24 protein-coding genes and 1 tRNA gene are annotated in these 26,028 nt (G+C 68.0%); 21 read left to right on the top strand and 4 right to left on the bottom strand.

Going from position 1 to position 26,028, the window contains the following annotated elements; all coding sequences use genetic code 11:
* Nucleotides 1-33 precede the first annotated feature (33 nt).
* Together phaR and rimO are read left to right on the top strand one after the other, a co-directional pair.
* Complete coding sequence (gene phaR / locus UC35_RS00815) at nucleotides 34-576, top strand: polyhydroxyalkanoate synthesis repressor PhaR (RefSeq protein WP_061495155.1); 543 nt, start codon at nucleotides 34-36, stop codon at nucleotides 574-576.
* A gap of 55 nt (nucleotides 577-631) precedes the next feature.
* Nucleotides 632-2,014: a 30S ribosomal protein S12 methylthiotransferase RimO gene (gene rimO, locus UC35_RS00810; protein ID WP_061495153.1), complete on the top strand. Its 1,383-nt coding sequence runs from the start codon at nucleotides 632-634 to the stop codon at nucleotides 2,012-2,014.
* A 123-nt stretch (nucleotides 2,015-2,137) separates the two neighbouring features.
* Here the strand turns inward: rimO and UC35_RS00805 are convergent.
* Nucleotides 2,138-2,222 (bottom strand) — tRNA-Leu (locus tag UC35_RS00805).
* Between the two features lie 56 nt (nucleotides 2,223-2,278).
* Here UC35_RS00805 and rnr point away from each other — a divergent pair.
* Complete coding sequence (rnr, locus tag UC35_RS00800; RefSeq protein WP_145979302.1) at nucleotides 2,279-4,501, top strand: ribonuclease R; 2,223 nt, start codon at nucleotides 2,279-2,281, stop codon at nucleotides 4,499-4,501.
* A 26-nt stretch (nucleotides 4,502-4,527) separates the two neighbouring features.
* Nucleotides 4,528-5,289 (top strand): SDR family oxidoreductase, encoded by a 762-nt coding sequence (locus UC35_RS00795; RefSeq protein ID WP_061495151.1) that lies wholly within the window; start codon nucleotides 4,528-4,530, stop codon nucleotides 5,287-5,289.
* Nucleotides 5,290-5,406: 117 nt separating this feature from the next.
* On the opposite strand, the gene UC35_RS00790 is transcribed toward UC35_RS00795, so the two are convergent.
* From UC35_RS00790 to UC35_RS00780, 3 genes are read right to left on the bottom strand one after another with little or no spacing between them, the layout of a single operon-like run.
* Nucleotides 5,407-6,843: a bifunctional ADP-dependent NAD(P)H-hydrate dehydratase/NAD(P)H-hydrate epimerase gene (locus UC35_RS00790; protein WP_061495149.1), complete on the bottom strand. Its 1,437-nt coding sequence runs from the start codon at nucleotides 6,841-6,843 to the stop codon at nucleotides 5,407-5,409.
* 33 nt (nucleotides 6,844-6,876) lie between these two features.
* Complete coding sequence (locus UC35_RS00785) at nucleotides 6,877-8,151, bottom strand: D-amino acid dehydrogenase (protein WP_061495148.1); 1,275 nt, start codon at nucleotides 8,149-8,151, stop codon at nucleotides 6,877-6,879.
* Nucleotides 8,152-8,177: 26 nt separating this feature from the next.
* On the bottom strand, nucleotides 8,178-9,527 hold the full coding sequence (locus tag UC35_RS00780; protein WP_061503613.1) for an amidase: 1,350 nt from the start codon (nucleotides 9,525-9,527) through the stop codon (nucleotides 8,178-8,180).
* Between the two features lie 161 nt (nucleotides 9,528-9,688).
* Here UC35_RS00780 and rpsB point away from each other — a divergent pair, with 161 nt between their 5' ends.
* The 17 genes from rpsB to carA all read left to right on the top strand — a co-directional run bounded on the left by rpsB (nucleotide 9,689) and on the right by carA (nucleotide 26,028).
* Nucleotides 9,689-10,438, top strand: a complete 750-nt coding sequence (rpsB, locus tag UC35_RS00775) for a 30S ribosomal protein S2 (protein WP_061495147.1) — start codon at nucleotides 9,689-9,691, stop codon at nucleotides 10,436-10,438.
* Nucleotides 10,439-10,517: 79 nt separating this feature from the next.
* Nucleotides 10,518-11,411, top strand: coding sequence for a translation elongation factor Ts (gene tsf, locus UC35_RS00770; RefSeq protein ID WP_061495146.1), 894 nt, complete (start codon nucleotides 10,518-10,520; stop codon nucleotides 11,409-11,411).
* A gap of 133 nt (nucleotides 11,412-11,544) precedes the next feature.
* Entirely contained in the window at nucleotides 11,545-12,267 is a 723-nt protein-coding gene (gene pyrH / locus UC35_RS00765; RefSeq protein WP_061495145.1) for a UMP kinase, read from the top strand.
* Between the two features lie 18 nt (nucleotides 12,268-12,285).
* Nucleotides 12,286-12,849, top strand: coding sequence for a ribosome recycling factor (gene frr, locus UC35_RS00760; protein ID WP_061495144.1), 564 nt, complete (start codon nucleotides 12,286-12,288; stop codon nucleotides 12,847-12,849).
* Nucleotides 12,850-12,860: 11 nt separating this feature from the next.
* The gene (gene uppS, locus UC35_RS00755; RefSeq protein ID WP_061503612.1) at nucleotides 12,861-13,583 is read left to right on the top strand and encodes a polyprenyl diphosphate synthase; all 723 of its coding nucleotides are present in this window, start codon (nucleotides 12,861-12,863) and stop codon (nucleotides 13,581-13,583) included.
* 30 nt (nucleotides 13,584-13,613) lie between these two features.
* Entirely contained in the window at nucleotides 13,614-14,468 is an 855-nt protein-coding gene (locus tag UC35_RS00750) for a phosphatidate cytidylyltransferase (RefSeq protein WP_061495143.1), read from the top strand.
* A complete protein-coding gene (locus UC35_RS00745; RefSeq protein WP_061495142.1) occupies nucleotides 14,465-15,655 on the top strand; it encodes a 1-deoxy-D-xylulose-5-phosphate reductoisomerase in 1,191 nt (396 codons plus the stop codon). The genes UC35_RS00750 and UC35_RS00745 overlap by 4 nt, the downstream gene beginning before the upstream one ends.
* Before the next feature lie 37 nt (nucleotides 15,656-15,692).
* Entirely contained in the window at nucleotides 15,693-17,057 is a 1,365-nt protein-coding gene (rseP, locus tag UC35_RS00740) for an RIP metalloprotease RseP (RefSeq protein WP_061495140.1), read from the top strand.
* A 64-nt stretch (nucleotides 17,058-17,121) separates the two neighbouring features.
* Nucleotides 17,122-19,416, top strand: a complete 2,295-nt coding sequence (gene bamA / locus UC35_RS00735) for an outer membrane protein assembly factor BamA (RefSeq protein ID WP_061495138.1) — start codon at nucleotides 17,122-17,124, stop codon at nucleotides 19,414-19,416.
* A complete protein-coding gene (locus tag UC35_RS00730) occupies nucleotides 19,416-19,931 on the top strand; it encodes an OmpH family outer membrane protein (protein WP_061495137.1) in 516 nt (171 codons plus the stop codon). The genes bamA and UC35_RS00730 overlap by 1 nt, the downstream gene beginning before the upstream one ends.
* An 8-nt stretch (nucleotides 19,932-19,939) precedes the next feature.
* Entirely contained in the window at nucleotides 19,940-20,908 is a 969-nt protein-coding gene (gene lpxD / locus UC35_RS00725) for a UDP-3-O-(3-hydroxymyristoyl)glucosamine N-acyltransferase (RefSeq protein ID WP_061495135.1), read from the top strand.
* A 4-nt stretch (nucleotides 20,909-20,912) separates the two neighbouring features.
* Nucleotides 20,913-21,350 carry a 3-hydroxyacyl-ACP dehydratase FabZ gene (fabZ, locus tag UC35_RS00720; protein WP_061495134.1) on the top strand — a complete coding sequence of 146 codons (438 nt, stop codon included), beginning with the start codon at nucleotides 20,913-20,915 and terminating at the stop codon, nucleotides 21,348-21,350.
* A gap of 19 nt (nucleotides 21,351-21,369) precedes the next feature.
* Nucleotides 21,370-22,158: an acyl-ACP--UDP-N-acetylglucosamine O-acyltransferase gene (gene lpxA / locus UC35_RS00715; RefSeq protein WP_061495131.1), complete on the top strand. Its 789-nt coding sequence runs from the start codon at nucleotides 21,370-21,372 to the stop codon at nucleotides 22,156-22,158.
* Between the two features lie 4 nt (nucleotides 22,159-22,162).
* Nucleotides 22,163-23,299 (top strand): lipid-A-disaccharide synthase, encoded by a 1,137-nt coding sequence (lpxB, locus tag UC35_RS00710; protein WP_227820421.1) that lies wholly within the window; start codon nucleotides 22,163-22,165, stop codon nucleotides 23,297-23,299.
* The gene (gene rnhB, locus UC35_RS00705; protein WP_061495129.1) at nucleotides 23,271-23,939 is read left to right on the top strand and encodes a ribonuclease HII; all 669 of its coding nucleotides are present in this window, start codon (nucleotides 23,271-23,273) and stop codon (nucleotides 23,937-23,939) included. Before lpxB ends, rnhB begins: the two co-directional genes overlap by 29 nt.
* The gene (locus UC35_RS00700) at nucleotides 23,936-24,715 is read left to right on the top strand and encodes a TrmH family RNA methyltransferase (RefSeq protein ID WP_061495127.1); all 780 of its coding nucleotides are present in this window, start codon (nucleotides 23,936-23,938) and stop codon (nucleotides 24,713-24,715) included. Before rnhB ends, UC35_RS00700 begins: the two co-directional genes overlap by 4 nt.
* Before the next feature lie 140 nt (nucleotides 24,716-24,855).
* Nucleotides 24,856-26,028 carry a glutamine-hydrolyzing carbamoyl-phosphate synthase small subunit gene (gene carA / locus UC35_RS00695; RefSeq protein ID WP_061495125.1) on the top strand — a complete coding sequence of 391 codons (1,173 nt, stop codon included), beginning with the start codon at nucleotides 24,856-24,858 and terminating at the stop codon, nucleotides 26,026-26,028.

Here is a 26,028-nt window from a genome sequence, read left to right as displayed (position 1 = left end):
CGTGATCGACACACCCGAGCCAGGAGCGAGCCAGTGCAAAGCAAAAAAGCCAGCGGAGGAAAGCCCGCCCAGCGGGTGATCAAGAAGTACCCCAATCGGCGGCTCTACGACACCGATACTTCTTCCTACATCACCCTGGCCGAAGTCAAGCATCTCGTGATGGACAACGAGCACTTCGTGGTGCGTGACGCCAAGAGCAACGAGGACCTCACGCGCAGCATCCTGTTGCAGATCATCCTGGAAGAAGAGGCCGGCGGCGCACCCCTGTTCAGCGAGGCCGCCCTGGCGAACCTGATTCGCATCTATGGCCATTCGGCGCAGGCCTTCATGGGCACCTATCTCGAGAAGAACGTGCAGGCGTTCACGGAGATTCAGGCCAAGCTGGCCGAGCAGTCCAAGACCATCACCCCCGAGATGTGGTCGCAGTTCATGAGCGTCCAGAACCCCCTGATGCAGGGGATGATGGGCAATTACGTCGAACAGTCCAAGAAGATGTTCGAAAGCATGCAGGAGCAGATGCAGAAGCAGACCGAGCAGATGCTGGGCGCCTTCGGCATCTCGCCGCCCAAGCGCTGACCGGCCTCCGGGGCCGGGCCGGGCGCCTGAGTTCGCCCTCTGGGACAATACGGGGATGAGCGAAGTAATGGCTGTGGGCGAGAAGACGCCCAGGATCGGCTTCGTCAGCCTGGGCTGCCCCAAGGCGCTGACGGACTCCGAATTGATTCTCACGCAACTGAGTGCCGAGGGCTACCAGACCTCCAAGACTTTCGAGGGGGCGGACCTCGTGATCGTCAACACGTGCGGCTTTATCGACGACGCCGTCAAGGAGAGCCTGGACACCATCGGGGAAGCACTGGCTGAAAACGGCAAGGTGATCGTCACCGGCTGCCTGGGCGCCAAGGCGGGCGAGGGCGGCGGCAACCTGGTGCGGCAGATCCATCCCTCGGTCCTGGCGGTCACCGGACCGCACGCGACCCAGGAGGTGATGGACGCGGTGCACGCGAACCTGCCGAAGCCGCACGACCCCTTCGTGGACCTGGTGCCGGCGGCCGGCGTCAAGCTGACGCCCAAGCACTACGCCTACCTCAAGATCAGCGAGGGCTGCAACCACCGCTGCACCTTCTGCATCATCCCCTCGATGCGCGGCGACCTGGTCAGCCGGCCGATCGGCGACGTGCTGAAAGAGGCGAAGGCGCTGTTCGAAGGCGGGGTCAAGGAGCTGCTGGTGATCAGCCAGGACACCTCGGCCTACGGCGTGGACCTGAAATACCGAACCGGATTCCACGACGGCCGGCCGGTGAAGACGCGCATGCTGGAACTGGTACAGGCGCTCGGCGAAATGGCCGAACCTTTCGGCGCTTGGGTGCGGCTGCACTACGTGTACCCCTACCCCTCGGTGGACGAAGTCATTCCGCTGATGGCCACCGGCAAGGTGCTGCCCTACCTGGACGTGCCCTTCCAGCACAGCCACCCTGACGTCCTGCGCCGCATGAAGCGGCCCGCCAGCGGCGAGAAGAACCTGGAGCGCATCCAGCGCTGGCGCGAGGCCTGCCCCGAGATCGTGATCCGCAGCACCTTCATCGCCGGGTTCCCGGGCGAAACCGAAGAAGAGTTCGAGCATCTGCTGGAATTCATGCGCGAGGCCCGCATCGATCGCGCGGGCTGCTTTGCCTACAGTCCGGTGGAGGGCGCGGCGGCCAACGAACTGCCCGGCATGGTGCCGGCCGAACTGCGCGAAGAGCGGCGTGCCCGTTTCATGGCGGTGGCCGAGGAAGTCTCGGCGTCGAAGCTGCGCGAGCGCGTCGGTGCGACCATGCAGGTGCTGGTCGATTCGGCGCCGGCCCTGGGCCGCAAGGGCGGCGTCGGCCGCAGCTACGCGGATGCGCCCGAGATCGACGGCACCGTCAGGCTGCTGCCGCCGGAGAAGCTGAGCAAGCAGCTGAAAGTGGGGGAGTTCACGAAGGCGCGCATCGTGGGCGCCGAAGGGCACGACCTCATCGCGGTGCCGGTCTGACGAAGATGCAAACCCGCGGCCGCGCTCATCGTCGCGGCCTTGTCGTGGTCCGGCGAGTTCTCATGAACTCGCTTTCCTTCGCACCAAAAAATAAAGCCGGCTGCGCCGGCTTTATCATCTGTTTGGTGCCCAGGAAGGGACTCGAACCCCCACGATGTTACTCGCTAGTACCTGAAACTAGTGCGTCTACCAATTCCGCCACCTGGGCATTTCAGGAAAGAAAAGGATTCTAACATCAAAAATATCGACAACCTCTCGGGCGGCTTGCTCGACGAGATCGAAGGCGTGATCCAGGGACATCGCGATGGCCACGGATACGTGGTGCGCGACGACGGCGACTCCGACATCTACTTGCCGCCCAACGAAATGCGGGCCGTGCTGCACAAGGACCGCGTGAAGGCGCGCATCGTGCGGCACGACCGCAAGGGCCGTCCGGAAGGGCGCGTGGTCGAAATCCTCGAGCGGCCCGCCCAGCCGATCATCGGCCGGCTGCTGCACGAGAGCGGCGTCTGGCTGGTGGCCCCCGAGGACAAGCGCTACGGCCAGGACGTCCTGATCCCCAAGGGCGCCACCGGACTGGCCAAGCCCGGTCAGGTGGTGGTGGTCGAACTGACCGAGCCGCCCAGCCTCTATGGGCAGCCGGTGGGCCGCGTCAAGGAGGTGCTGGGCGAGATCGACGACCCCGGCATGGAAATCGAGATCGCGGTGCGTAAGTACGGCGTGCCGCACGAGTTCTCGGAAGCCTGCATCGGCCTGGCGCGCTCGCTGCCGGACAAGGTGCGGCCGGCTGACAAGAAGCGGCGCGTGGACCTGACCGACATCCCGCTGGTGACCATCGACGGCGAAGATGCGCGCGACTTCGACGACGCGGTGTACTGCGAGCCGGCCAAGGTCGGCCGCGGCAAGGGCTGGCGCCTGCTGGTGGCGATCGCCGACGTGAGCCACTACGTGGACACCGGCGGCGCGATCGACGTGGACGCCTACGACCGCGCCACCAGCGTGTACTTCCCGCGCCGCGTGATTCCGATGCTGCCGGAAAAGCTCTCCAACGGCCTGTGCTCGCTCAACCCCGAGGCCGACCGCCTGTGCATGGTGGCCGACATGCTGATCACCGGGACCGGCGAGATCCAGGCCTACCAGTTCTACCCGGCGGTGATGTGGAGCCATGCCCGCTTCACCTACACCGAGGTCGCGGCCATCCTGGCCAACACGCGCGGACCCGAGGCGGCGCGGCGCAAGGAGCGCGTGACCGACCTCATGAACCTGCACGACGTGTACCGCGCGCTGCTCAAGGCGCGCGAGCAGCGCGGTGCGGTGGACTTCGAGACGACCGAGACCCAGATCATCTGCGACGAGAACGGCCGCATCGAACGCATCGTGCCGCGCGTGCGCACCGACGCCCACCGCCTGATCGAGGAGGCCATGCTGGCAGCCAACGTGTGCGCGGCCGACTTCATCCAGCAGAGCAAGCATCCGGGCCTCTACCGGGTCCACGAAGGCCCGACGCCGGAGAAGAAGGAGATCCTGCGCAACTACCTCAAGGCCATGGGTGTCACGCAGACCATCACCGAGGACCCGCAGCCGGCCGAGTTCCAGCGCATCGCCGAGGCCACCAAGCAGCGGCCGGATGCCCAGCAGATCCACACCATGCTGCTGCGCTCCATGCAGCAGGCGATCTACACGCCGATCAACAGCGGCCACTTCGGCCTGGCCTACGACGCCTACACCCACTTCACCAGCCCGATCCGGCGCTATCCGGACCTGCTGGTGCACCGGGTCATCAAGGCCGTGTTGACGAACGAGCGCTACGAGTTGCCGACGTTGCCGACGCCTGGCGAGGCGCACGAGAAGCTGGCCCGGCGGCTGGCCGGCAGGGTCAAGCCGCCGACGCACAAGCTGAAGAAGCCCGCCGCGCCGCCCAGCCGCGAGCAGCAGGGCTGGGAAGCGGCCGGGCTGCACTGCAGCGCCAACGAGCGCCGCGCCGACGAGGCCAGCCGCGACGTCGAGGCCTGGCTCAAGTGCAAGTACATGCGCGAGCACCTGGGCGAGGAATACAGCGGCGTGGTCACGGCCGCCACCAGTTTCGGCATCTTCGTCACGCTCGACCAGATGTACGTCGAGGGGCTGGTGCACATCACCGAACTGGGCGGCGAATACTTCAAGTTCGACGAGGCCCGGCAGGAGTTGCGCGGCGAGCGCACTGGCATTCGCTACGCGATCGGCACGCGGGTGCGCGTGCAGGTCAGCCGCGTCGACCTGGACGGCCGCAAGATCGATTTCCGCCTGGTGCGCGAGGGTGAGGAACTGACGGCGCGGGCGATGAAGGACAAGGGTGCACCGCCGGCTGCCGGGCCTGCCAAGAAAGGCAGCGTCTCCCGCGCGTCGGCCAAGCGCTCCACGCGCAAGCCACCGTCGACAGAAAAACAGGCCAAGGTGGCGGCCAAGAAGGCGGCCGCCAAGAGCAAGGGCCGCCGCGCGCGGCGCTGACAGGCTGACACTGCGAAGGAATCGACATGGCTGAACAAGAAAAAAGGCGCGTGGCCGTGGTGACCGGCGGCGGCACGGGCATCGGCAAGGCGGCGGCGCTGGCGCTGCTGCGCGACGGCTGGCATGTGGCGCTGGCCGGCCGGCGCCAGGAGCCGCTGGATGCGGCGATCGCCGAGTCCGGCGCAGCCGGCCGCGCGCTAGCGGTGCCCACCGACGTCACCGACGCGGCGGCAGTCGAGGCGCTGTTCGCGGCCGCGGTCAAGGCCTGGGGCCGGGTCGACCTGCTGTTCAACAACGCCGGCATGGGGCTGGGCGGCGCGCTGCTGGAAGACATCGCCGTCGACGACTGGAAGCGGGTGGTGGACACCAACCTCAACGGCATGTTCTACACGATCCGCGAGGCTTTTCGCGTGATGAAGTCGCAAACGCCCAGGGGCGGCCGCATCATCAACAACGGCTCGATCTCGGCGCATGCGCCGCGCCCCAACTCCATCGCCTACACCTCCACCAAGCACGCGGTGACCGGCCTGACCAAGGCCGCGTCGCTCGATGGCCGCAAGTACGACATCGCCGTCGGCCAGATCGACATCGGCAACGCGCTGACCGATCTGGCCGCGCGCATGGCCAAGGGCGTGCCGCAGGCCAACGGCGAGATCGCGGTCGAGCCGCTCATGGACGTCGATGTCGTGGGGCAGTCGGTCCTCTACATGGCGAACTTGCCGCTGGAGGCGAATGTGCTGTTCCACACGGTGATGGCGACGAAGATGCCGTTCGTCGGCCGCGGCTGAATCGCTTTCTCCCTCACCTATCGGGGGAGGGTTGGGGCGGGGGCGCCTGCCAATCTGCCTGGGAGCGCCCCCATCCCAACCTTCCCCCGGAGGGGGAAGGAGAGAAGTCCCTCGGGCTCACCCAACAAGGCCGCGCGCCAGCGCCGACGCGGTGAGTGTTTCGGCCGGCGGCCACCGGTCGGCCGCCAGCCCGTGATCGAACACCGCGCCCGCAGCGGCTTGCTGCGCGTCATCCGACGTGCCCAACCGTGCCGCCATGAGCCCCGCCAGCACATCCCCCGTGCCCGGCGTGGCCAAGCGCGCATTCCCGGTGGGATTGATGAAAGGCGCGCGGTCCGGCGCCGCGATCACGGTCCCCGATCCCTTCAGCACCGCGACGCAGGCAAAGCGGCCGGCGAGGTCTCGCGCCGCGGACAGCCGGTCGCCCTGGACATCGGCCGTGCCGCGACCCAGCAGCCGGGCGGCCTCCAGCGGGTGCGGCGTGATCACCGTCGCCCGGCCACGCTGGCCGCGCGCGCGCAGCAGCGCCTGCAGTTGCGTGTCGGCGGCGATGGCGTTCAGCGCATCGGCATCCAGCACCAGCGCCCGGGCCGTCGACAACACCTTGGGCAGGACGGCGCGCACCGCTTCGCCGCCGCCGCAGCCGCAGGCCACCGACATGGCGCGCAGGTCGAGCGTCTCCCAGGCGCGCATCATGAGCTCCGGCTGCGCGCTGTCCAGCGCCGCTGCGCGTTCGTCGAGCGCGCCCACGAATACCCGGCCGGCGCCCGCATGCAGAGCGGCAGACGCGGCCAGCAGCACGGCGCCGGCCATGCCAGGCGCCCCGCCGATCACCGCGACGTCGCCCCAGGTGCCCTTGTGGGAGGCGTGGGGACGCGGGACCGCAGGCGGCGGCCCCGCCAGCCAGGCGGCCGGGGCTTGCGCCGGCGCGGAGATCCCCAGGTCGTCGAACCAGACCTGGCCGGCATGGTCGCGGCCCAGGGCCGTGAAGAGCCCGGGCTTCAGCGTGAGCAGGCTCAGGGTGTGGGTGGCGCGCACGGCGTCGCCGGTGCCAGTATCGGTGGCCAGCCCCGAAGGAAGGTCCACAGCCAGCACGGGCGCGCGCGCCGCGCCCAGTTGCCGTGCCCAGGCCTGGATCCGGCCTTCCAGCGGACGCGCGCCGCCGATGCCCAGCAGGGCGTCGATGCCGAGATCGAAGGCCGCCGGCGGCGCTTCGGCGAAGCTCACGCCGGCGCCGCGCGCGCGCTGCAGCGAGGCGCGCGCGTCAGCCGGGGTCTTCGCTTCGTCGCCGGCCCAGGTGACCGTGGCGCGCTTGCCCCAGCGCTGCAGGTGCATGGCGGCCTCGAAGCCGTCGCCGCCGTTGTTGCCGGGGCCGCAGGCGATCCAGACGTCCCGCGCGTGCGGGGCGATGGCCAGGGCGAGGCGGGCCACCGCCAGGCCGGCCCTCTGCATCAGGGTGTGCGGCGGCAGGCCGGCGGCGGCCGCCGCTTCGACCGCGCGCGAGGACGCTGCATCGTGCAGCGGCCACGCTCGGTCGGGGGTGATGCGGCGCATGGGGCAATTCTGGCACCGCCCGCAGCTGCGCGCTCAGACCAGGCGTTCGATGCCCAGGCCTTCGATGTCGACTTCCGGCTGGCGGCCTGACATCAGGTCGGCGACCACGCGCGCGCTGCCGCAGGACAGCGCCCAGCCGCTGGAGCCGTGTCCCAGGTTGATCCAGACGCCCGGGATGCCGGTGGCGCCGATCAGGGGCGGGCCGTCCGGCAGCATGGGCCGGGCGCCTTTCCATTCCTGCACTGCCGCGCCGGTGTTGGCCAGCTGCGCGGCGCCCGGGAACCAGTCGTGCAGCACCTTGTACAGGGTCTGCAGCGAAGCGGCGCGTTTCTTCTGCGGCGAGCCGCCGATTTCGGCGCTGCCGGACACGCGCACGCGGTTGCCCATGCGCGAGATCGCCACCTTGTAGCGCTCGTCCATGATGCCGCTGCGCGGCGCGTGAAGCGGCTCGCGCACCGGCGCGCTGACCGAGTAGCCCCAGACGGCAGCCAGGGGGATCTCCAGCCCCAGCGGCCGCAGCAGCATCGCAGAATCGACGCCGCCGCACACCACGACGGCGTTGAAGTTCCATTGCTCCGCCGGGGACTGCCCGCCGGCCGGGCGCACGCGCAGCGAACCCGGGGTTGTCGGGTCGAGCGGTTCCACCACGGTGTTGAATTCGAAGCGCACCCCGAGCGCCTGGGCCTGGGCCTTCAGCTGCAGCGCGAACTGCCGGCAGTTGCCGACCTCGTCGGCGGGCAGGTGGATGGCGCCCGCGAAATCCGTGTCGGGATTGAGGGCCGGCTCGATGGCGCGCGCCTCGTCGGCGCCGATTTCCTTGAACGTGACCCCGGCGTCGCGCAACACCTGCAGCCCCGGCTGGATGATCTTGCGTTCCTTGTCGCCGCGCAGCATGACCATGTAGCCGTCGCTGCGGTCGTATTCGAGCGTGAAGTGCTCGGTGATCTCGTGCAGGCGGGTGCGGCTGTAGAACGCCAGCCGCTGCATGCGCGTGCGGTTGGCGGTGTAGGTGGCCAGGTCGCAGGCCTGCAGCCACTTCCACATCCAGGCGGCCTCCGCCGCGGCCAGCGGCAGGCTCACCCGCACCGGGGCGTGCTCGCTCAGCAGGAAGCGCGCGACCTTGGCCGGCATGCCCGGCGCCGCCCAGGGCGTGACGTAGCCGGGCGCGATGACGCCCGCATTGGCGAAGCTGGTTTCTTCCGCGGCGGAGGAGTGCCGCTCGAAGACGGTGACCTGATGACCGTCGACGGCCAGCTCGAAGGCCGTGGTGACGCCGATGATGCCGGCGCCGATGACGGCGACCCTCATCGCCGCCCCTCCCAATTGATCATGGATTACCTGTGTTTTTCTGCCAGTGCTGCTTCGGCCTGCCGCGCAACGTTCAGGACCGTGTCGTCCCGCATCGCACTTTGCCAGATCATGAGGCCCACCGGCAGCTCACCGGGGGTGTGGCAGGGAATGGAAATCGCGCAGCCATCGAGCATGTTCACGACACTGGTGTTGCGAAGCAACAGCGTGTTGACACGGAAGAACTCCGCGTCCCGTTCCGCGCCGGGCGCCACCTGCGCCAAAGGCGGCGCCACGATGGGCACGGTGGGCGAAAGCACCGCGTCGAAGCCTTCGATCCCGGCGGTGATGCGGGCGATCCACTGGCGCCGCGCCTGGAGCAGGTCGACGTACTCGTACGCCTTCATGTTGGCGTTCTGCTCGATGCGAAATCGAACGCGCGGGTCGTACCGGTCGCCGGCCTTGGCGAGCAGGTCCCGGTGCCAGGCGTAGCTCTCGGCTCCCGCGAAAGTGCCCCGGGCCAGGATGGCGCCGAGGTCCCGCATGGGCGCAAGCTCGATTTCCTCCACGCGGGCCCCGGCATCGCGCAAGGCCGCCAGCGCGCGATCGAAGGCGAGTGCCACCGGGGCCTCCAGGCCGTCGAGCATCCAGGCCCGCGCCACCGCCAGCCGCAAGCCGGCCAGCGGCACGTCGCTGAGGGGGACCTTGCGGTCCGCCAGGATTTCGTGCGCCAGGATCGCATCGCGTACCGAGCGCGTCATGGCGCACACGGTGTCCAGCGTGGTGGAAAGGGGCAGGGCGCCTTCGGTGGGCACCCGCCGCGCCGTGTTCTTGAAACCCACGATGCCGCACAGGGCTGCCGGGATGCGGATCGAGCCGTTGGTGTCGGAGCCCAGGCCGATGAAGGCGGCTCCGGTGGCGACCGAGACGGCCGCGCCGGAGGAGGAGCCGCCGGGAATTCGCGGCACCGTCGGGTCGGCCGGGTTGGCCGGGGTGCCGAAATGGGGATTGATGCCCACGCCGGAGAAGGCGAACTCGCTCATGTTGGTGCGGCCCAGCAGGCCGGCGCCGGCGGCATGCAGGCGCGCAACCGGGGGGCAGTCCTGCGCCGCCGGCGCCGCACCGGCCAGCACCAGCGAGCCGGCGGCGGTGGTCTCGCCGCGCACATCGAACAGGTCCTTCACCGACACCGCCAAGCCCATCAATGGCGAGGCCACGGTGGCGGGGTCCGCCGCCAGGCGGCGCGCCTCGTCGAAGCCGGTCTTCAGGAAAGCGTGCTCGCAGGCGGCCGAGCGGGCGATATCGATGGAAAGCTCCAGCTCGGCGGCCGCGCTGCCGGCGCCCCGGCGCAGCGCCTCGCGGGTGGTGTGCAGGTCGGGGCGGGAGGGCGGCGACAGGGGCACGTGCTAGAATCCTTGGGTTTTGCCGGGTGGAGCCTTTGAGGGCTTTTCCTAGAGCGCAAGACGAAACGCGAATCCAGCCCACCTAGGTGTTGCTGCGGCCTTTGCAGGCACGGCAATTTCGGGCTGGATTTTAGACCCAACCTTCAGGAACATACATGTCCGTGACCATGCGCGAAATGCTGGAAGCCGGTGTCCATTTCGGACACCAGACCCGCTTCTGGAACCCCAAGATGGCCCCCTTTATCTTCGGCCATCGCAACAAGATCCACATCATCAACCTCGAGAAGTCGCTCCCGATGTTCGAGGACGCGATGAAGTTCGTGCGCCAGCTGTCGTCCAACCGCGGCACCATCCTCATGGTCGGCACCAAGCGCCAAGCCCGCGAGATCGTCGCGACCGAGGCGCGCCGCGCCGGCGTGCACTTCGTCGACCAGCGCTGGCTGGGCGGCATGCTGACCAATTTCAAGACGGTCAAGACCTCGATCAAGCGCCTGAAGGACATGAAGGCGCAGCAGGAAGCCGGCCTGGAATCCATGAGCAAGAAAGAGCAGCTCATGTTCCAGCGCGAGATGGAAAAACTCGAGAAGGACATCGGCGGCATCCAGGACATGAACAGCCTGCCGGATGCGATCTTCGTGATCGACGTCGGCTTCCACAAGATCGCCGTCTCCGAAGCCAAGAAGCTGGGCATCCCGCTGGTGGGCGTGGTCGACTCCAACCACTCGCCCGAGGGCATCGACTACGTGATCCCCGGCAACGATGACTCGTCCAAGGCCGTGACGCTGTACGCGCGCGGCATCGCCGACGCGGTCCTGGAGGGCCGTGCCAACGCCGCGGCCGACGTGGTGCGCGCCGTCTCCGAAGGCGGCGACGAATTCGTGGAAGTGAAGGAAGGCGCTGCCTGACCCCGCCACCCCGGCACATTGAGAACAAGGGGGCTTTCGGGCCCCCTTTGACCATCGATTTTTTGAAAGGTTGAGACAAATGGCTGCAATCACCGCAAGCATGGTCGCCGAACTGCGCGCCAAGACCGACGCCCCCATGATGGAGTGCAAGAAGGCGCTCACCGAGGCCGAAGGCAACATGGAGAAGGCCGAGGAGCTCCTGCGCGTCAAGCTGGGCAACAAGGCCGGCAAGGCGGCCGCCCGCATCACCGCCGAAGGCGTGGTGTCGGCGTTCATCGACGGCACGACCGGCGCGCTGCTCGAGACCAACTGCGAAACCGACTTCGTGACCAAGAACGACAGCTTCCTGGCCTTGGCCAAGGCGGCCGCCGAGCTGGTGGCGAAGAACAACCCGGCCGACATCGCCGCGCTGTCCGCGCTGCCCTACTCGCAGGACGGCTTCGGCCCGACGCTGGAAGACGTGCGCAAGGGCCTGATCGGCAAGATCGGCGAGAACATGAGCTTCCGCCGCTTCAAGCGCTTCAGCGGCGGCAGCAAGCTGGCTTCCTACCTGCACGGCACCCGCATCGGCGTGGTGGTCGAATTCGACGGCGACGAAGTGTCCGCCAAGGACGTGGCCATGCACGTGGCTGCGATGAAGCCGGTGGCGCTGACCAGCGCCGACGTGCCGGCCGAGCTCATCAACAAGGAGCGCTCGGTGGCCACCGCCAAGGCCGCCGAATCGGGCAAGCCCGCCGACATCGCCCAGAAGATGATCGAAGGCTCGGTGCAGAAGTACCTGAAGGAAGTCTCGCTGTTCAACCAGCCCTTCGTGAAGAACGACAAGCAGACCGTGGAGCAGATGCTCAAGGAAAAGGGCACCCAGGTGAAGGGCTTCACCCTGTACGTGGTCGGCGAAGGCATCGAGAAGAAGGTGGACGACTTCGCGGCCGAAGTGGCGGCGCAGGTCGCTGCGGCCAAGCAGACAGCCTGACGGCTGCCTTACACCGATGCGCCGCGTAACCGCGCGGCGCATCTGATGACAAAATGGCGCCCAGCCCCTTTTGTCGCTCCGCGGCCAAAAGCCGCCCCGCAATTCAGCCATCCACACCAGAAGGAACCCATCCATGACCGACGCCAAGCCGGCCCACAAGCGAATCTTGTTGAAGCTGTCCGGCGAGGCATTGATGGGGGATGACGCCTTCGGCATCAACCGCTCGACCATCGTCCGCATGGTGGAAGAGGTGGCCGAGGTCGTGAACCTGGGCGTGGAAGTGGCCATCGTGATCGGTGGCGGCAACATCTTCCGCGGCGTGGCCGGCGGCTCGGTCGGCATGGACCGGGCGACCGCCGACTACATGGGCATGCTGGCCACGGTGATGAACTCGCTGGCGCTGGCCGATGCCATGAACAAGCAGGGCCTGGTGGCGCGCGTGATGTCGGCCATCGCCATCGAGCAGGTGGTCGAGCCCTATGTGCGCCCCAAGGCGCTGCAATACCTCGAGGAAGGCAAGGTCGTGGTGTTCGCGGCCGGCACCGGCAACCCCTTCTTCACCACCGACACCGCCGCCGCGCTGCGCGGCGCCGAGATCGGCGCCGAGCTCGTGCTCAAGGCGACCAAGGTCGACGGCGTCTACAGCGCCGACCCCAAGAAGGATCCGTCGGCCACGCGCTACACCAAGATCTCGTTCGACGACGCAATGGCGCAGAATCTGGGCATCATGGACGCCACCGCCTTCGCCCTGTGCCGCGACCAGAAGCTGCCGATCAAGGTCTTCTCCATCTTCAAGCACGGCGCCCTGCGCCGGGTGGTGATGGGCGAGGACGAAGGCACGCTCGTTTATGCCTGACGAACCGAGGAGAGCCGCATGAACAGCATTCCTGAAATCAAGAAGAACATGGAAAGCAAGATGGACCAGTCCATCGCCGCTTTCAAGAACAACCTGACCAAGATCCGCACCGGGCGCGCCAACCCCGGCCTGCTCGACACCGTGCACGTCGACTACTACGGCTCGATGCTGCCCATCAGCCAGGTGGCCAACGTGGCGCTGCTGGACGCGCGCACGATCAGCGTGCAGCCCTGGGAAAAGGGCATGGGCGCCAAGATCGAGAAGGCCATCCGCGACAGCGACCTGGGCCTGAACCCGGCCTCCATGGGCGACCTCATCCGCGTGCCGATGCCGCCGATGAGCGAGGAGCGGCGCAAGGAGATGACCAAGCTCGTGCGGCACGAAGGCGAAGCCGCCAAGATCGCGGTGCGCAACCTGCGGCGCGACGCCAACGAGCACGTCAAGAAGCTGGTGAAGGACAAGGAAGCGTCCGAAGACGACCAGAAGCGCTCCGAAGCCGACATCCAGAAGCTCACGGACAAGCACATCGCCGAGATCGACAAGATGGTCGCGGGCAAAGAGCAGGAGATCATGGCGGTTTGACCGCCCAGGGCATGACTCACCCGCGTATCCCGCACCACGTCGCGATCGTCATGGACGGCAATGGGCGCTGGGCGACCCGCCGCTTCCTGCCGCGCGTGGCGGGCCACAAGAAGGGCATGGACGCGCTGCGCGCCTGCGTGCGCCACTGCGGCGAGCGCGGCGTGAAGGTGCTGACCGTGTTCGCTTTCTCTTCCGAGAACTGGAACCGTCCGGCCGAGGAGGTCTCCGGCCTGATGGAACTGCTGGCGGCGGCGCTTTCGCGCGAGGTGCCCCAGCTCAAGGCCGAGGGCGTGCGCATCCATTTCATCGGGGACCGCGCCGCGCTGACCGACAAGGTGCGCCACGGCCTGGCGCAGGCAGAGGCCGCCACCGCATCCAACACGCACCTGGTCTTCAACATCTGCTTCAACTACGGCGGGCGCTGGGACATCGCCCAGGCTGCTGCCCGCGTGACGGCGCGGGGAGAGCTGGTCACCGAGCAGAACCTGGTCGCGGCCATGGCGCTGGCGCATGTTCCCGACCCCGATCTGGTGATCCGCACGGGCGGCGAGAAGCGCCTTTCCAATTTCCTGCTCTGGCAGGCCGCCTATTCGGAACTGCACTTCTCCGACAAGTTGTGGCCTGAATTCGACGAGGCCGAGATCGATGCGGCCCTGGCCGAATATGCGCGCCGTGAGCGCCGCTTTGGCAAGACCTCGGAGCAGGTCGCGGCACCCGCGCAGAAGGCGGCCTGAGTGCGCGCTAGGGTCCTGGCTGGAGGCTGAATGCTCAAGCAGCGCGTGATCACGGCCATCGTCCTGCTGGCCATCCTGCTTCCGGCCCTGTTCTGGCCCTCGCCGGTGCCGTTCGCGGCGGTGGCGCTGGTCCTGATCGCGGCGGCGGCCTGGGAATGGGGCCGGCTGAATGGAATGGATTCGACCGGTGCCGTGGTGCTTGGCGCGGTCTGCCTGGCCTTGTGCGGGCTCTCCTGGCAGCTAGGCTGGACCCACACACCGCTCCCCCTGCTCTGGTATGCGGCGGCAGCCTGCTGGGTGCTGGGCGGTGCCGCGCTGCTGCGCGCCGGTGTGGCCGGCTGGCCCCACATCGCGAGGCCGGTGCGCATCGCCGGCGGCGTGCTCGCCCTCTGGGTGGCGTGGCTGGCGGTGGCGCAGGCCCGCAGCATCGGCATCAACTTCCTGCTGTCCGTGCTGGTGCTGGTGTGGGTCGCGGACATCTTCGCCTATTTCGCCGGCCGCAGCTTCGGTCTGAAGTTCACCCGCCAGCGCCTGGCGCCGACGATCAGCCCGGGCAAGAGCTGGGAGGGCGTGTGGGGCGGCATGGCCGGCGTGGTGCTGCTGGCGTTCGCGTGGACCTGGGCCGACCGTGAATTCGGCGGCTCCGACCTCAGCCTCTACTCGCGCCTGGCCGCGCACGGCTGGTGGCTGCTGGTCGTCGCGGCGCTGTTCCTCGCCGCGATGAGCGTGGTGGGCGACCTCTCCAAGTCGGTCGTCAAGCGCAGCGTGGGCGTGAAGGACTCCAGCAACCTGCTGCCGGGGCACGGCGGCGTGCTCGACCGCGTGGACGCGCTCCTGCCCACCGTGCCGCTGGCCATGATGCTCGCAACCCTGGCCGGACGATGAAGCAGCAGGTCGCCGTTCTCGGCTCCACCGGCTCGGTGGGCGCCAACACACTGGACGTGATCGCGCGCCATCCGGACCGTTTCGAGGTGTTCGCGCTGACGGCATCCACCCGGGTGGACCTGATGCTGGAGCAGATCGGCCGCTTCCGCCCCGCATTCGCGGTCATGGCCGACGAAGCCGCCGGGCGCGAGCTGGCCGGCCGGCTGGCCGGCGAGGACCTGCGCACCCGCGTGCTCTGGGGCGCGAAGGCGATCGAAGAGGTGGCCGCGCATGAAGCCGTGCACAGCGTGATGGCGGCCATCGTGGGCGCGGCGGGGCTGGCGTCCTGCATCGCGGCCGCGCGCGCCGGCAAGCGCCTGCTGCTGGCCAACAAGGAGGCCCTGGTCGTCGGCGGCGAGCTGTTCCTGGCGGCCGTGCGCGAGGGCGGCGCCAAGCTGCTGCCCATCGACAGCGAGCATTCGGCGATCTTCCAGTCGCTCCCTGAGGATCCCGCCACCTGGGACGCGCGCGTCGACAAGATCATCCTGACCGCGTCGGGCGGGCCGTTCCGCACGCGCGAGCCAGCGTCGCTGCGCCACGTGACCCCCGAGGAGGCCTGCGCGCACCCGAACTGGGTGATGGGCCGCAAGATTTCGGTGGACTCGGCCACCATGATGAACAAGGCGCTCGAGGTGATCGAGGCGCGCTACCTGTTCGGCCTGCCGCCCGAGCGCCTGGAAGTGGTGATTCATCCGCAAAGCGTGATCCACTCGATGGTCCAGTTTCGCGACACCTCGGTGGTCGCGCAGCTCGGCACGCCGGACATGCGGGTGCCGATCGCCTACGGCCTGTCCTGGCCCGAGCGTGTCGCGTCCGGCGCCGCGGCGCTGGACTTCCACACGCTGGCCGACATGAGCTTCGAGTCGCTGGACAGTCGCGGCCACCCCGAGCGTTTCCCCGGGCTGGCGCTGGCCTGGGAGGCGCTGCGCGCGCCGCCCGGCACCACCGCTGTGCTGAACGCGGCCAACGAGGTCGCAGTGGCGGCCTTCCTCGACCGCCGGATCCGCTTCGACCAGATCCACCGGGTCAACCTTGCAACTTTGTCGGCGGTCCACCCCTCCAAACCGGAGTCGCTGGAAGATCTGCTGGGGCTGGATGCGCTGTCGCGAGAGGCCGCGCACGCCGCCATCGGCAGGCTGGGCGAGTGAGAGTGATACTGTAAAGAGCCAAGCAAAGGAGTCCCGCTTGCTCACCACCATCCTGGCCTTCATCGTCGCGCTCGGGCTGCTGATCGCCGTACATGAGTACGGCCACTACCGCGTGGCCGTGGCGTGCGGCGTCAAGGTGCTGCGCTTTTCCGTGGGCTTCGGCAAGACGCTGTACCGCTACAAGCCCCGGAAGCAGCGTCCCGGGCAGGACACCGAGTTCGTCATCGGAGCCTTTCCGCTGGGCGGCTACGTGCGGATGCTCGACGAGCGCGAGGGCGACGTGCCCCCCGAAGAGCGCCACCTGGCCTTCAACACCCAGCCGCTGAAGTCGCGGGCGGCCATCGTGGCCGCCGGCCCGCTGGCCAACCTGTTGCTGGCCGTGCTGCTCTATGCCGGCGTGAACTGGTGGGGGGTACAGGAGCCGATGGCCGTCCTGGCCAGCCCGGTGCCGGGCTCGATCGCCGAGCAGGCGGGGCTGCGCGGCGGCGAGCGCGTGGGCGCCGCCGGCTTCGATGGCGATGCCATGCAGCCGGTCCGCTCGTTCGAGGACCTGCGCTGGCTGATCACCCGCGGCGCGCTGGACGGCCGCGACGTGCGGCTGCAGCTCGAAGGCGGCTCGCGCCAGCCCGTGCTCGCGCTCAGCCGGCTGCCGGTGCGCGAAGCCGACGCGCAGCTTTTTCGCCGGATCGGGCTGATCGGGCCCTGGACCCCGCCGCTCATCGGCGAACTGGTGGACAAGGGCGCGGCGCAGCGCGCGGGCTTGCGCAAGGGCGACCTGGTGCTGGCGGTCGGCGGCGTCGACGTGGCCGACGGCATGCAGCTTCGCGAGCGCATTCGCGCCTCGGTCAAGAACGGGCAGGGCGCGCGCGAGACCTGGCGCGTGCGGCGCGAAGGCCAGGTGCTGGACCTCGAGGTCCAGCCCGATGCCGTGCCGGAGGGCCAGGCCGTCGTCGGGCGCATCGGCGCCTACGTCGGGGCGCCGCCGGAAACCACGGTGGTGCGCTACGGCCCGGTCGAGGGCCTGTGGAAAGGCGTCGTCCGCACCTGGGAGGTCTCGGTCATGACGCTGCGCATGATGGGCCGGATGGTGATCGGCCAGGCCTCGATCAAGAACCTGAGCGGGCCGCTCACCATCGCCGACTACGCGGGCAAGTCGGCCAGCATGGGGCTGACCCAGTACGTGGTGTTCCTGGCCCTGATCAGCGTGAGCCTGGGCGTGCTGAACCTGCTGCCTCTCCCAGTGCTGGATGGGGGGCACCTGATGTACTATATGTATGAGGCCGTCACGGGCCGGAGCATCTCCGACGCCTGGATGGAGCGCTTGCAGCGAGGCGGGGTCGCGGTGCTGCTGCTCATGATGTCGATCGCGCTGTTCAACGACGTCTCTCGTCTCTTTGGATAACTAAGAAATAACTAGCTGCCGCCCATGCCGTCGCCTCGAAGCGATGCGGGCCGAACCCTGATCAATGAAGAAACAAATCAAGCGCTTTCGCGTGCGTACCGTTGCGGCCGTGGCGGCAGTGGCGTTCGCGGCCAACGCATGGGCGGTGGACCCGTTCACGGTGCGCGACATCCGCGTCGAGGGGCTGCAGCGGGTGGAGCCGGGCACGATCTTCGCGTCGCTGCCTTTCCGGATCGGCGACCAGTACAACGACGAGAAAGGCTCGGCCGCAATCCGCGCCTTGTTCGGGCTGGGGCTGTTCAAGGACGTGCGGCTGGAAGTCAGCGGCGACATCCTCGTGGTCATCGTGGAGGAACGTCCGACGGTGGCCGACGTCGACTTCGCGGGCATCCATGAATTCGACAAGGACAACCTGCGCAAGGCGCTGCGCGAGATCGGGCTGACCGAAGGCCGCCCCTTCGACCAGGGCCTGGCCGACCGCGCCGAGCAGGAACTGAAGCGCCAGTACATCAACAAGAGCCTGTACGGCGCCGAAGTGGTGACGACCGTGACGCCGGTCGAGCGCAACCGGGTGAACCTGACCTTCACCGTGTCCGAGGGCGATCCCGCCCGGATCCGCGAGATCCGCATCGTCGGCAACCAGGCCTTCAGTGAGTCCACGCTGCGCAGCCTGTTCGACCTCGACACCCCCGGCTGGCTGTCCTGGTACACCAAGTCGGATCGCTACTCCCGGGCCAAGCTCAACGCCGACCTGGAGACCCTGCGCTCGTACTACCTGGCGCGCGGCTACCTGGAATTCCGGGTCGACTCCACCCAGGTCGCGATCTCGCCGAACAAGCAGGACATCAGCATCACGATCAACGTCAGCGAGGGCGAGCGCTACGTGGTGTCCGGCGTCCGGCTGGAAGGCAACTACCTCGGCAAGGACGATGAGTTCAAGTCGCTGGTGACCATCCGCCCGGGCGATCCCTACAACGCCGACAAGGTGGCCGAAACCACCAAGGCGTTCACCGATTACTTCGGCAACTTCGGCTTTGCCTTCGCCCAGGTGGAAGCGCGCCCGGAGGTCGACCGCCAGAACAACCGCGTCGCCTTCGTGCTGGCCGCCGACCCGTCGCGGCGCGCCTACGTGCGGCGCATCAACGTCTCGGGCAACACGCGCACCCGCGACGAAGTGGTCCGCCGCGAGTTCCGGCAGCTGGAGTCGTCCTGGTACGACGCCGACAAGATCAAGCTGTCGCGCGAGCGTCTCGACCGCATCGGCTACTTCAAGGACATCAACGTCGAGACCAGCGACGTGCCCGGTGCGCCGGACCAGGTGGACCTGAACATCACCGTCACCGAAAAGCCCACCGGCAGCCTGCAGCTGGGCGCGGGCTACTCCAGCGCGGAAAAGCTGGCGCTGTCCTTCTCCATCAAGCAGGAGAACGCCTTCGGCACCGGCAACTACCTGGGCGTCGACGTCAACACCAGCAAGTACAACCAGACCCTGGCGTTCACCTCGGTCAATCCGTACTTCACGCCCGATGGCGTCTCGCGCACCATCGACGTGTACCACCGCGCGTCCGAACCGTACGAGAACCAGGGCGGCAATTACCAGCTGGTCACCACCGGCGCCGGCCTGCGCTTCGGCGTGCCGTTCAGCGAGCTGGACACGGTGTTCTTCGGCGGCAGCCTCGAGCGCATCGAGATCAAGCCGGGCACCAACATCCCGGCCGCCTACCTGGCTTACGGCGAGGCCTTTGGCTTCACCAGCGTCTCGCTGCCGCTGACGGTGGGCTGGGGACGCGACAACCGCGACAGTTCCATCGCGCCGACCCGGGGCCGGCTGCAGCGCGCGGCCGGCGAGCTCGGGCTGCTGGGCGATGCGCGCTACCTGCGCGCCAGCTACCAGTTCCAGCAGTTCATTCCGATCACCCGGCAGTTCACCTTCGGCATGAACGGCGAACTGGGATACGGCAAGGGCCTGTCCGGCCAGCCCTACCCGGTGTTCAAGAACTTTTATTCGGGCGGCCTGGGCTCGGTGCGCGGCTTCGAACAGGGCACGCTGGGTCCCAAGGACGTGACCGGTTCGGTTATCGGCGGTGCCCGCAAGATCAACCTCAACGCGGAAATCCTCACGCCCTTCCCGGGCGCGGGCAACGACCGGTCGCTGCGCATGTTCGGCTTCATCGATGCCGGCAACGTGTTCGGCGAGAACGAGCAGGTGAGCTTTGCCGACCTGCGCGCCTCCACCGGCGTTGGCCTGTCCTGGATTTCGCCGGTCGGACCGCTCCGGGTCGCCTTTGCGCATCCGCTGCGCAAGTTCCCTGGCGATAGAATCCAAAAAATGCAATTCCAGATCGGAACCTCCTTCTGATGAAGTACCTGTCCCGCCCCTGGCTGCCGGTCGTGTTCGCTGCGCTCTCCCTGCTTGCGCACGCCCAGGCGCAGGCCGAGGACTTCCGCATCGGATTTGTCAACACGGACCGGATCTTCCGCGAGGCGAATACCGCCAAGGCCGCCCAGGCCAAGCTGGAGCAGGAATTCTCCCGCCGGGAGAAGGACATCGCCGAGCTCGGCAATACGCTCAAGGCCGCTTCCGAGCGCTTCGAGCGCGAGGCGCTGACGCTGTCCGAGAGCCAGCGCGCGCAGCGGCAGAAGCAGCTCGTCGACACGGAGCGCGACTTCCAGCGCAAGCGCCGCGAGTTCCAGGAGGACCTGAATTCGCGCAAGAACGAGGAACTGCAGCAGGTCCTCGAGCGCGCCAACCGTGTGGTGAAGCAGGTGGCCGAGCAGGAGAAGTACGACGTGATCCTGCAGGAAGCCGTCTACATCAACCCGAAACACGACATCACCGACAAGGTGATCAAGGCGCTCAACGCGTCGAAGTAGGGCGCAATGTGCGGGTCCGCCTAGGCTCCATCGTCGAGGCCCTTGGCGGTGAACTGCTCGGCGACGCCGAGCGAGCGATCGAGGGCATCGCGCCGCTGGATGCGGCCACCCCGGCGCACCTGAGCTTCCTCAGCAATCCCAAGTACCAGCAGCAGCTGCTCGCCTCGCAGGCGGCTTGCGTGATCGTCGGCCCGGCCGCGCGCGAAGCGGCGCAGGCGCGCGGCGACTGCATCGTCGCCGCCGACCCCTACCTCTATTTCGCCCGCGTCACCCAGTGGTGGAAGCGGCAGCTGGGCCAGGACCAGGGCCCGGCGGTCCATCCGAGCGCCGTGGTCGATCCCGGTGCGGTGGTGCATCCTCACGCTCGCATCGGGCCGCTGTGCGTGGTCGAGCGCGGCGCCAGCATCGGCGCCGGCACCGTGCTCAAGGCGCGGGTGAATGTGGGCGAGAACTGCGTGATCGGTGAGCGCTGCATCCTGCATCCTGGCGTGGTCATCGGCGCGGACGGTTTCGGCTTCGCCCCGCAGCAAGGCGAGTGGGTCAAGATCGAACAGCTGGGGGCCGTGCGCATCGGCAACGACGTGGAGATCGGGGCCAACACCTGCATCGACCGTGGGGCGCTGGCCGACACCATCATCGAAGACGGCGTGAAGCTGGACAACCTGATCCAGATCGCCCACAACGTGCGCATCGGCAAGCACACGGCGATGGCCGGCTGCGTTGGCGTGGCCGGCAGCGCCAGTATCGGCGCCTACTGCACCGTGGGCGGCGGCGCCGGCATCGTCGGCCACCTGACGATCGCCGACCACGTGCACATCTCCTCGTTCTCGCTGGTGACGCGCTCCATCCTCAAGCCCGGCCATTACACCGGCGTCTTTCCCATAGACGACAATGCGTCCTGGGAAAAGAACGCCGCGACGCTCAAGCAATTGCACACCTTGCGCGAGCGCATCAAGGCGCTGGAAAAGAAAACCTGAAGTCATGGACATCCACCAGATCCTGAAGAAGCTGCCGCACCGCTACCCGATCCTGCTGGTGGACCGGGTGCTCGCCGTCGATCCCGGCAAGTCGATCAAGGCGCTGAAGAACGTCACCATCAACGAGCCGTACTTCATCGGCCACTTTCCGCATCGCCCGGTCATGCCCGGCGTGCTGATGCTGGAGGCGATGGCGCAGGCGGCGGGCCTGCTCGCCTTCGCCGACGAGTCCGACGGGCGGGACACGAACTCCGTCATTTACTTCGTGGGCATCGACGGTGCCCGCTTCAAGCGCCCGGTGGAACCGGGCGACCAGCTGATCCTGGACGTGGAAGTCCTGCGCAACAAGGCCGGCATCTACAAGTTCAAGGGCATCGCAAGCGTCGCCGGCGAGGTCGCCTGCGAGGCCGAGCTGATGTGCACGATGCGCACGGTGGGCTGAGCGCAGGGCCCGGCTCGCCATGGCGAACATCCACCCGACCGCGATCGTCGATCCGAAGGCGCAGGTCGACGCGTCGGTCACCATCGGCCCCTACAGCATCGTCGGGCCGCATGTGAAGATCGGGGCCGGGACCTGGGTCGGCCCGCACGTGGTGATCGAGGGCCACACGAGCATCGGCCGCGACAACCGCTTCTTCCAGTTCGGCTCGATCGGCGCCATCAACCAGGACAAGAAGTACGCGGGCGAGCCCTGCGAGCTGGTGATCGGCGACCGCAACACGGTCCGCGAGTTCGTCACCTTCCACATCGGCACGGTGCAGGACAAGGCCGTGACGCGCATCGGCGACGACAACTGGATCATGGCCTACACCCACATCGCGCACGACTGCGTGGTGGGCAGCCACACCACGCTGGCCAACAACACCACGCTGGGCGGGCACGTCGAGCTGGGTGACTGGGTGACGGTGGGCGGCCTGACCGGCATCCACCAGTTCGTCAAGGTCGGCGCGCATGCCATGCTGGGCTTCCAGAGCGCGGTCTCGCAGGACGTGCCGCCCTACATGCTGGTGGACGGTAATCCGCTGTCGGTGCGCGGCGTCAACGTCACCGGCCTGAAGCGCCGCAACTTCAGCGCCGAGCGCATCCAGGCAATCCGCCAGATGCACAAGCTGCTTTACCGCGAGGGCCGCACGCTGGAAGACGCCAAGGCCGCGATCGACGCGCTTGGCAAGCAGGCGCCCGCCGCTGCCGAAGACATCGCGCTGATGCAGCGTTTCCTGGCAGCCGCCGACCGCGGCATCGCGCGCTGACCGCATGTCGCCGCGCCTGGCCATGGTCGCCGGTGAAGCGTCCGGCGACCTGCTGGCGGGACTGCTGCTCGAAGGACTGACCCGGCGCTGGCCGCAGCTGGTGAGCCAGGGCATCGGCGGCCCGCAGATGCAGCGCCACGGCTTCCAGCCCTGGTGGCCGCACGAAAAGCTGGCGGTGCGCGGCTACGTCGAGGTGCTGCGGCACTACCGCGAGATCGTCGGCATCCGCGACCAGCTCCGGCAGCGCTTGCTGGCCGATCCGCCCGATGCCTTCATCGGCGTCGATGCGCCCGACTTCAACCTCGGCCTGGAAGAGGCGCTGAAGGCGCGCGGGATCAAGACCGTGCACTTCGTGTGCCCCTCGATCTGGGCCTGGCGCCCCGAGCGCGTGCACAAGATCCGGCGCGCGGCCGACCATGTGCTGTGCCTGTTTCCCTTCGAGCCGGAGATCCTCGCGCGCGAAGGCATTCCCGCCACCTACGTCGGGCATCCGCTGGCCAACGTCATCCCGCAGGAGCCGGACCAGCTCGGCGCGCGCCGGCAATTGGGCCTGGCCGCCGGGGACGAGGTGCTGGCCGTGCTGCCCGGCAGCCGCGCCTCCGAGGTCGACTATCACGCGCAGGCCTTCCTCGGCGCGGCGGCCCGCCTGCAGCGCGCGCGGCCCGGGCTGCAGGTCGTGGTGCCGGCGATCCCGTCCCTGCGGCCGCGCATCGAAGCGGCCGCGCAGCGTGCCGGGCTCGGCCGCGATGTGCGCATCCTCGACGGGCAGTCCCACGCGGCGCTGGCCGCCTGCGACCTCACGCTCATCGCCAGCGGCACCGCCACACTGGAGGCGGCGCTGTTCAAGCGGCCGATGGTGATCGCCTACCGCGTCAACTGGATCACCTACCGGCTCATGAAGCCGAAGCACCTGCAGCCCTGGATCGGCTTGCCCAACATCCTGTGCCGGGATTTCGTAGTGCCCGAGCTGACGCAGGGCGAGGTGAATCCCGAGTCGCTGGCGCAATCCCTCTTGGACTGGCTCGAAGCTCCTGAGAAAATGGCTGCCGTCCGCAGCCGCTTCGGCGCGCTGCACGAGCTGTTGCGCCGCGATACCGCCACCCTTGCCACCGATGCCATTGAAAAGACTCTCCAAGGGTGAACAGACCCGCCTCGAAGGCTGGGACCCGATCGGCCTGACGGCCGGCGTGGATGAAGCCGGGCGGGGCCCGCTGGCCGGGCCGGTGGTCGCCGCGGCGGTGATCCTCGACGACACCAAGCGCATCCGCGGCCTGGCGGATTCCAAGGTCCTGACGCCGCTGCAGCGCGAGAAGCTGTACGACCAGATCCGCGACAAGGCGCTGTGCTGCTCCATCGGCGAAGCCTCGGTCGAGGAGATCGACACCCTCAACATCCTGCACGCGACCATGCTGGCCATGAAGCGCGCGGTGGAGGGGCTGCGGCTCAAGCCGGCCCGGGTGCTGGTGGACGGCAACCGCCTGCCGCGCATCGAGATCTATTCGGAAGCGATCGTCGGCGGCGACGCCAAGATCAAGTCGATCTCCGCGGCCTCGATCCTGGCGAAGGTCCACCGCGACCGCCTGCTCGAGCAACTGCACCAGGAATTCCCGCAGTACGGTTTCGCCTCGCACAAGGGCTACAGCACGCAGGAGCATCTGGAGGCGCTGCGTCTGCACGGGGCCTGCAGGCACCACCGCAAATTCTTCAGCCCGGTGGCGGCGACCTTCACCACGCCCGACGGCGAGGTGATCGAGCTGCTGGCGAACGAAGCGGACGAGTGAGCCCGGACCGGCCCCAGTTCATCAGCTCGGCAGCCAACCCGCTGCTCAAGGACCTGCGCCGGCTGGCGCAGGACAGCACCGCCTACCGCAAGCAGGGCCGCATCTGGCTCGAGGGCGACCACCTCTGCGGCGCCGCGCTGGCGCGCGGCATCCAGCCGGCCATCGCCGTCTTCAGCGAGTCGGCCTGGCACGCCCAGCCAGCGCGCTGGAGCGGCCTGCAGGCACGCATCGTGCTGCTCGCCGATGCCCTGTTTGCCTCGCTGAGCGCGCTGGATTCGCCCGGGCACATGGGGTTCGTGATCGAACTTCCCGCGGCGCCGGCCGTCGCGCCGCATGCGGCTTCCGTCATCCTCGACCGCGTCCAGGATGCCGGCAACGTCGGCTCCGTGCTGCGAAGCGCGGCGGCTTTCGGTTTCACGCAAGTGCTGGCCTTGAAGGGGACGGCCGCCCTCTGGAGCCCCAAGGTGCTGCGCGCCGGGATGGGCGCGCACTTTGCCCTCTCGCTGGTCGAAGGTGTGGAATTACCGGATCTGGAGCGGCTGGCGGTGCCGCTGGTCGCCACCAGTTCGCACCACGGTGATTTCCTGCACGAGGCGAGACTGCCGCGGCCCTGCGCCTGGATGCTGGGGCACGAAGGGCAGGGGGTCTCGCCGGAACTCGCGGCACGCGCGGCGCTGTCGGTCAGGATCATGCAGCCAGGCGGCGAGGAGTCGCTGAACGTGGCCGCAGCGGCCGCGATCTGCCTGCATGCAAGCGCCTGCGCCAGCGTCGGATAGGCACCTTCGGGCTATAATGGGAGGCTTTCCCGCAAACCCCACGTACGCCTAGCGCACAAGCTTCTCCCTGACAAAACTCGGCAAACAAGAGGACACTCTTGGAGCGCGGTTGGGCGTACCCGTCAAACTCGGAGAACCCAGTGCTTTTGTCTCAACAGGGAACTTCCCCTGCCGCCATCCTGGCACTCGCAGACGGCACGGTCTTTATCGGCAACTCGATCGGAGCCCCCGGCTCCACCACCGGCGAGGTCGTCTTCAACACGGCGCTCACCGGCTACCAGGAAATCCTCACCGACCCGAGCTACTGCCGGCAGATCGTGACGCTCACGTATCCGCACATCGGCAACTACGGCGTCAACGAAGAAGACATCGAAGCCGCCAAGGTCCACGCCGCTGGCCTCGTCATCCGCGACCTGCCCCTGGTCGCTTCGAATTTCCGCGCCGGCCTGTCGCTGTCGGAGTACCTGCGCCGCCAGGGCACCGTGGCCATCGCCAACATCGACACGCGCAAGCTCACGCGCCTGTTGCGCACCAAGGGCGCGCAAAACGGCTGCATCATGAGCCTGGCCGCGGGTGAACAACCCACGCCGGCGCTGATCGACAAGGCTGTGGCCGCGGCGAAGTCCGCGCCGGCCATGAACGGGCTGGACCTCGCCAAGGTGGTCTCGGTGGCGCAGTCGTACCCGTGGAGCGAAGGCGAATGGACCCTGGGTTCCGGCTACGCCGAGCACCCGAACGGCAAGCACCATGTGGTTGCCTTCGACTTCGGCGTCAAGCGCAACATCCTGCGCATGCTGACCGAGCGCGGCTGCCGCGTCACCGTGGTGCCCGCGCAAACCAGCGCCGCCGATGTGAAGAAGCTCAACCCTGACGGCGTCTTCCTGTCCAACGGCCCCGGCGACCCGGAGCCTTGCGACTACGCGATCGCCTCCTCGCGCGAGCTGATCGAGGCGGGTTATCCGACCTTCGGCATCTGCCTGGGCCACCAGATCATGGCGCTGGCCAGCGGGGCCAAGACCTTCAAGATGAAGTTCGGCCACCACGGCGCCAACCACCCGGTCAAGGACCTCGACACCGGCCGCGTCAGCATCACCAGCCAGAACCATGGCTTCGCGGTGGATGAAAAGACGCTGCCGTCCAACCTGCGCCCGACCCATGTGTCCCTGTTCGACGGCACATTGCAGGGCCTGGCGCGGACCGACAAACCTGCTTTCTGTTTCCAGGGCCACCCGGAAGCCTCGCCGGGTCCGCACGACATCGGTTACCTGTTCGACCGGTTCACCGGCCTGATGGACCAGAAAAAGAAGAAGTAA

The organism is Ramlibacter tataouinensis (assembly GCF_001580455.1).
GTDB lineage: Bacteria > Pseudomonadota > Gammaproteobacteria > Burkholderiales > Burkholderiaceae_C > Ramlibacter > Ramlibacter tataouinensis_B.
Note: the sequence above shows the minus strand (reverse complement) of the source record. Positions and strands in the feature narration are given on the sequence as shown.

Bases quoted from the DNA above. Each gene is read 5' to 3' on its own strand.
- rimO (WP_061495153.1), top strand. From the start codon at position 632: ATGAGCGAAGTAATGGCTGTGGGCGAGAAGACGCCCAGGATCGGCTTC.
- bamA (WP_061495138.1), top strand. From the start codon at position 17,122: ATGAAGAAACAAATCAAGCGCTTTCGCGTGCGTACCGTTGCGGCCGTG.
- UC35_RS00785 (WP_061495148.1), bottom strand. From the start codon at position 8,151: ATGAGGGTCGCCGTCATCGGCGCCGGCATCATCGGCGTCACCACGGCC.
- fabZ (WP_061495134.1), top strand. From the start codon at position 20,913: ATGGACATCCACCAGATCCTGAAGAAGCTGCCGCACCGCTACCCGATC.
- tsf (WP_061495146.1), top strand. From the start codon at position 10,518: ATGGCTGCAATCACCGCAAGCATGGTCGCCGAACTGCGCGCCAAGACC.
- pyrH (WP_061495145.1), top strand. From the start codon at position 11,545: ATGACCGACGCCAAGCCGGCCCACAAGCGAATCTTGTTGAAGCTGTCC.
- rpsB (WP_061495147.1), top strand. From the start codon at position 9,689: ATGTCCGTGACCATGCGCGAAATGCTGGAAGCCGGTGTCCATTTCGGA.
- UC35_RS00790 (WP_061495149.1), bottom strand. From the start codon at position 6,843: ATGCGCCGCATCACCCCCGACCGAGCGTGGCCGCTGCACGATGCAGCG.
- UC35_RS00745 (WP_061495142.1), top strand. From the start codon at position 14,465: ATGAAGCAGCAGGTCGCCGTTCTCGGCTCCACCGGCTCGGTGGGCGCC.
- lpxB (WP_227820421.1), top strand. From the start codon at position 22,163: ATGTCGCCGCGCCTGGCCATGGTCGCCGGTGAAGCGTCCGGCGACCTG.
- frr (WP_061495144.1), top strand. From the start codon at position 12,286: ATGAACAGCATTCCTGAAATCAAGAAGAACATGGAAAGCAAGATGGAC.
- UC35_RS00730 (WP_061495137.1), top strand. From the start codon at position 19,416: ATGAAGTACCTGTCCCGCCCCTGGCTGCCGGTCGTGTTCGCTGCGCTC.
- lpxA (WP_061495131.1), top strand. From the start codon at position 21,370: ATGGCGAACATCCACCCGACCGCGATCGTCGATCCGAAGGCGCAGGTC.
- uppS (WP_061503612.1), top strand. From the start codon at position 12,861: ATGACTCACCCGCGTATCCCGCACCACGTCGCGATCGTCATGGACGGC.
- rnhB (WP_061495129.1), top strand. From the start codon at position 23,271: ATGCCATTGAAAAGACTCTCCAAGGGTGAACAGACCCGCCTCGAAGGC.
- UC35_RS00795 (WP_061495151.1), top strand. From the start codon at position 4,528: ATGGCTGAACAAGAAAAAAGGCGCGTGGCCGTGGTGACCGGCGGCGGC.
- UC35_RS00750 (WP_061495143.1), top strand. From the start codon at position 13,614: ATGCTCAAGCAGCGCGTGATCACGGCCATCGTCCTGCTGGCCATCCTG.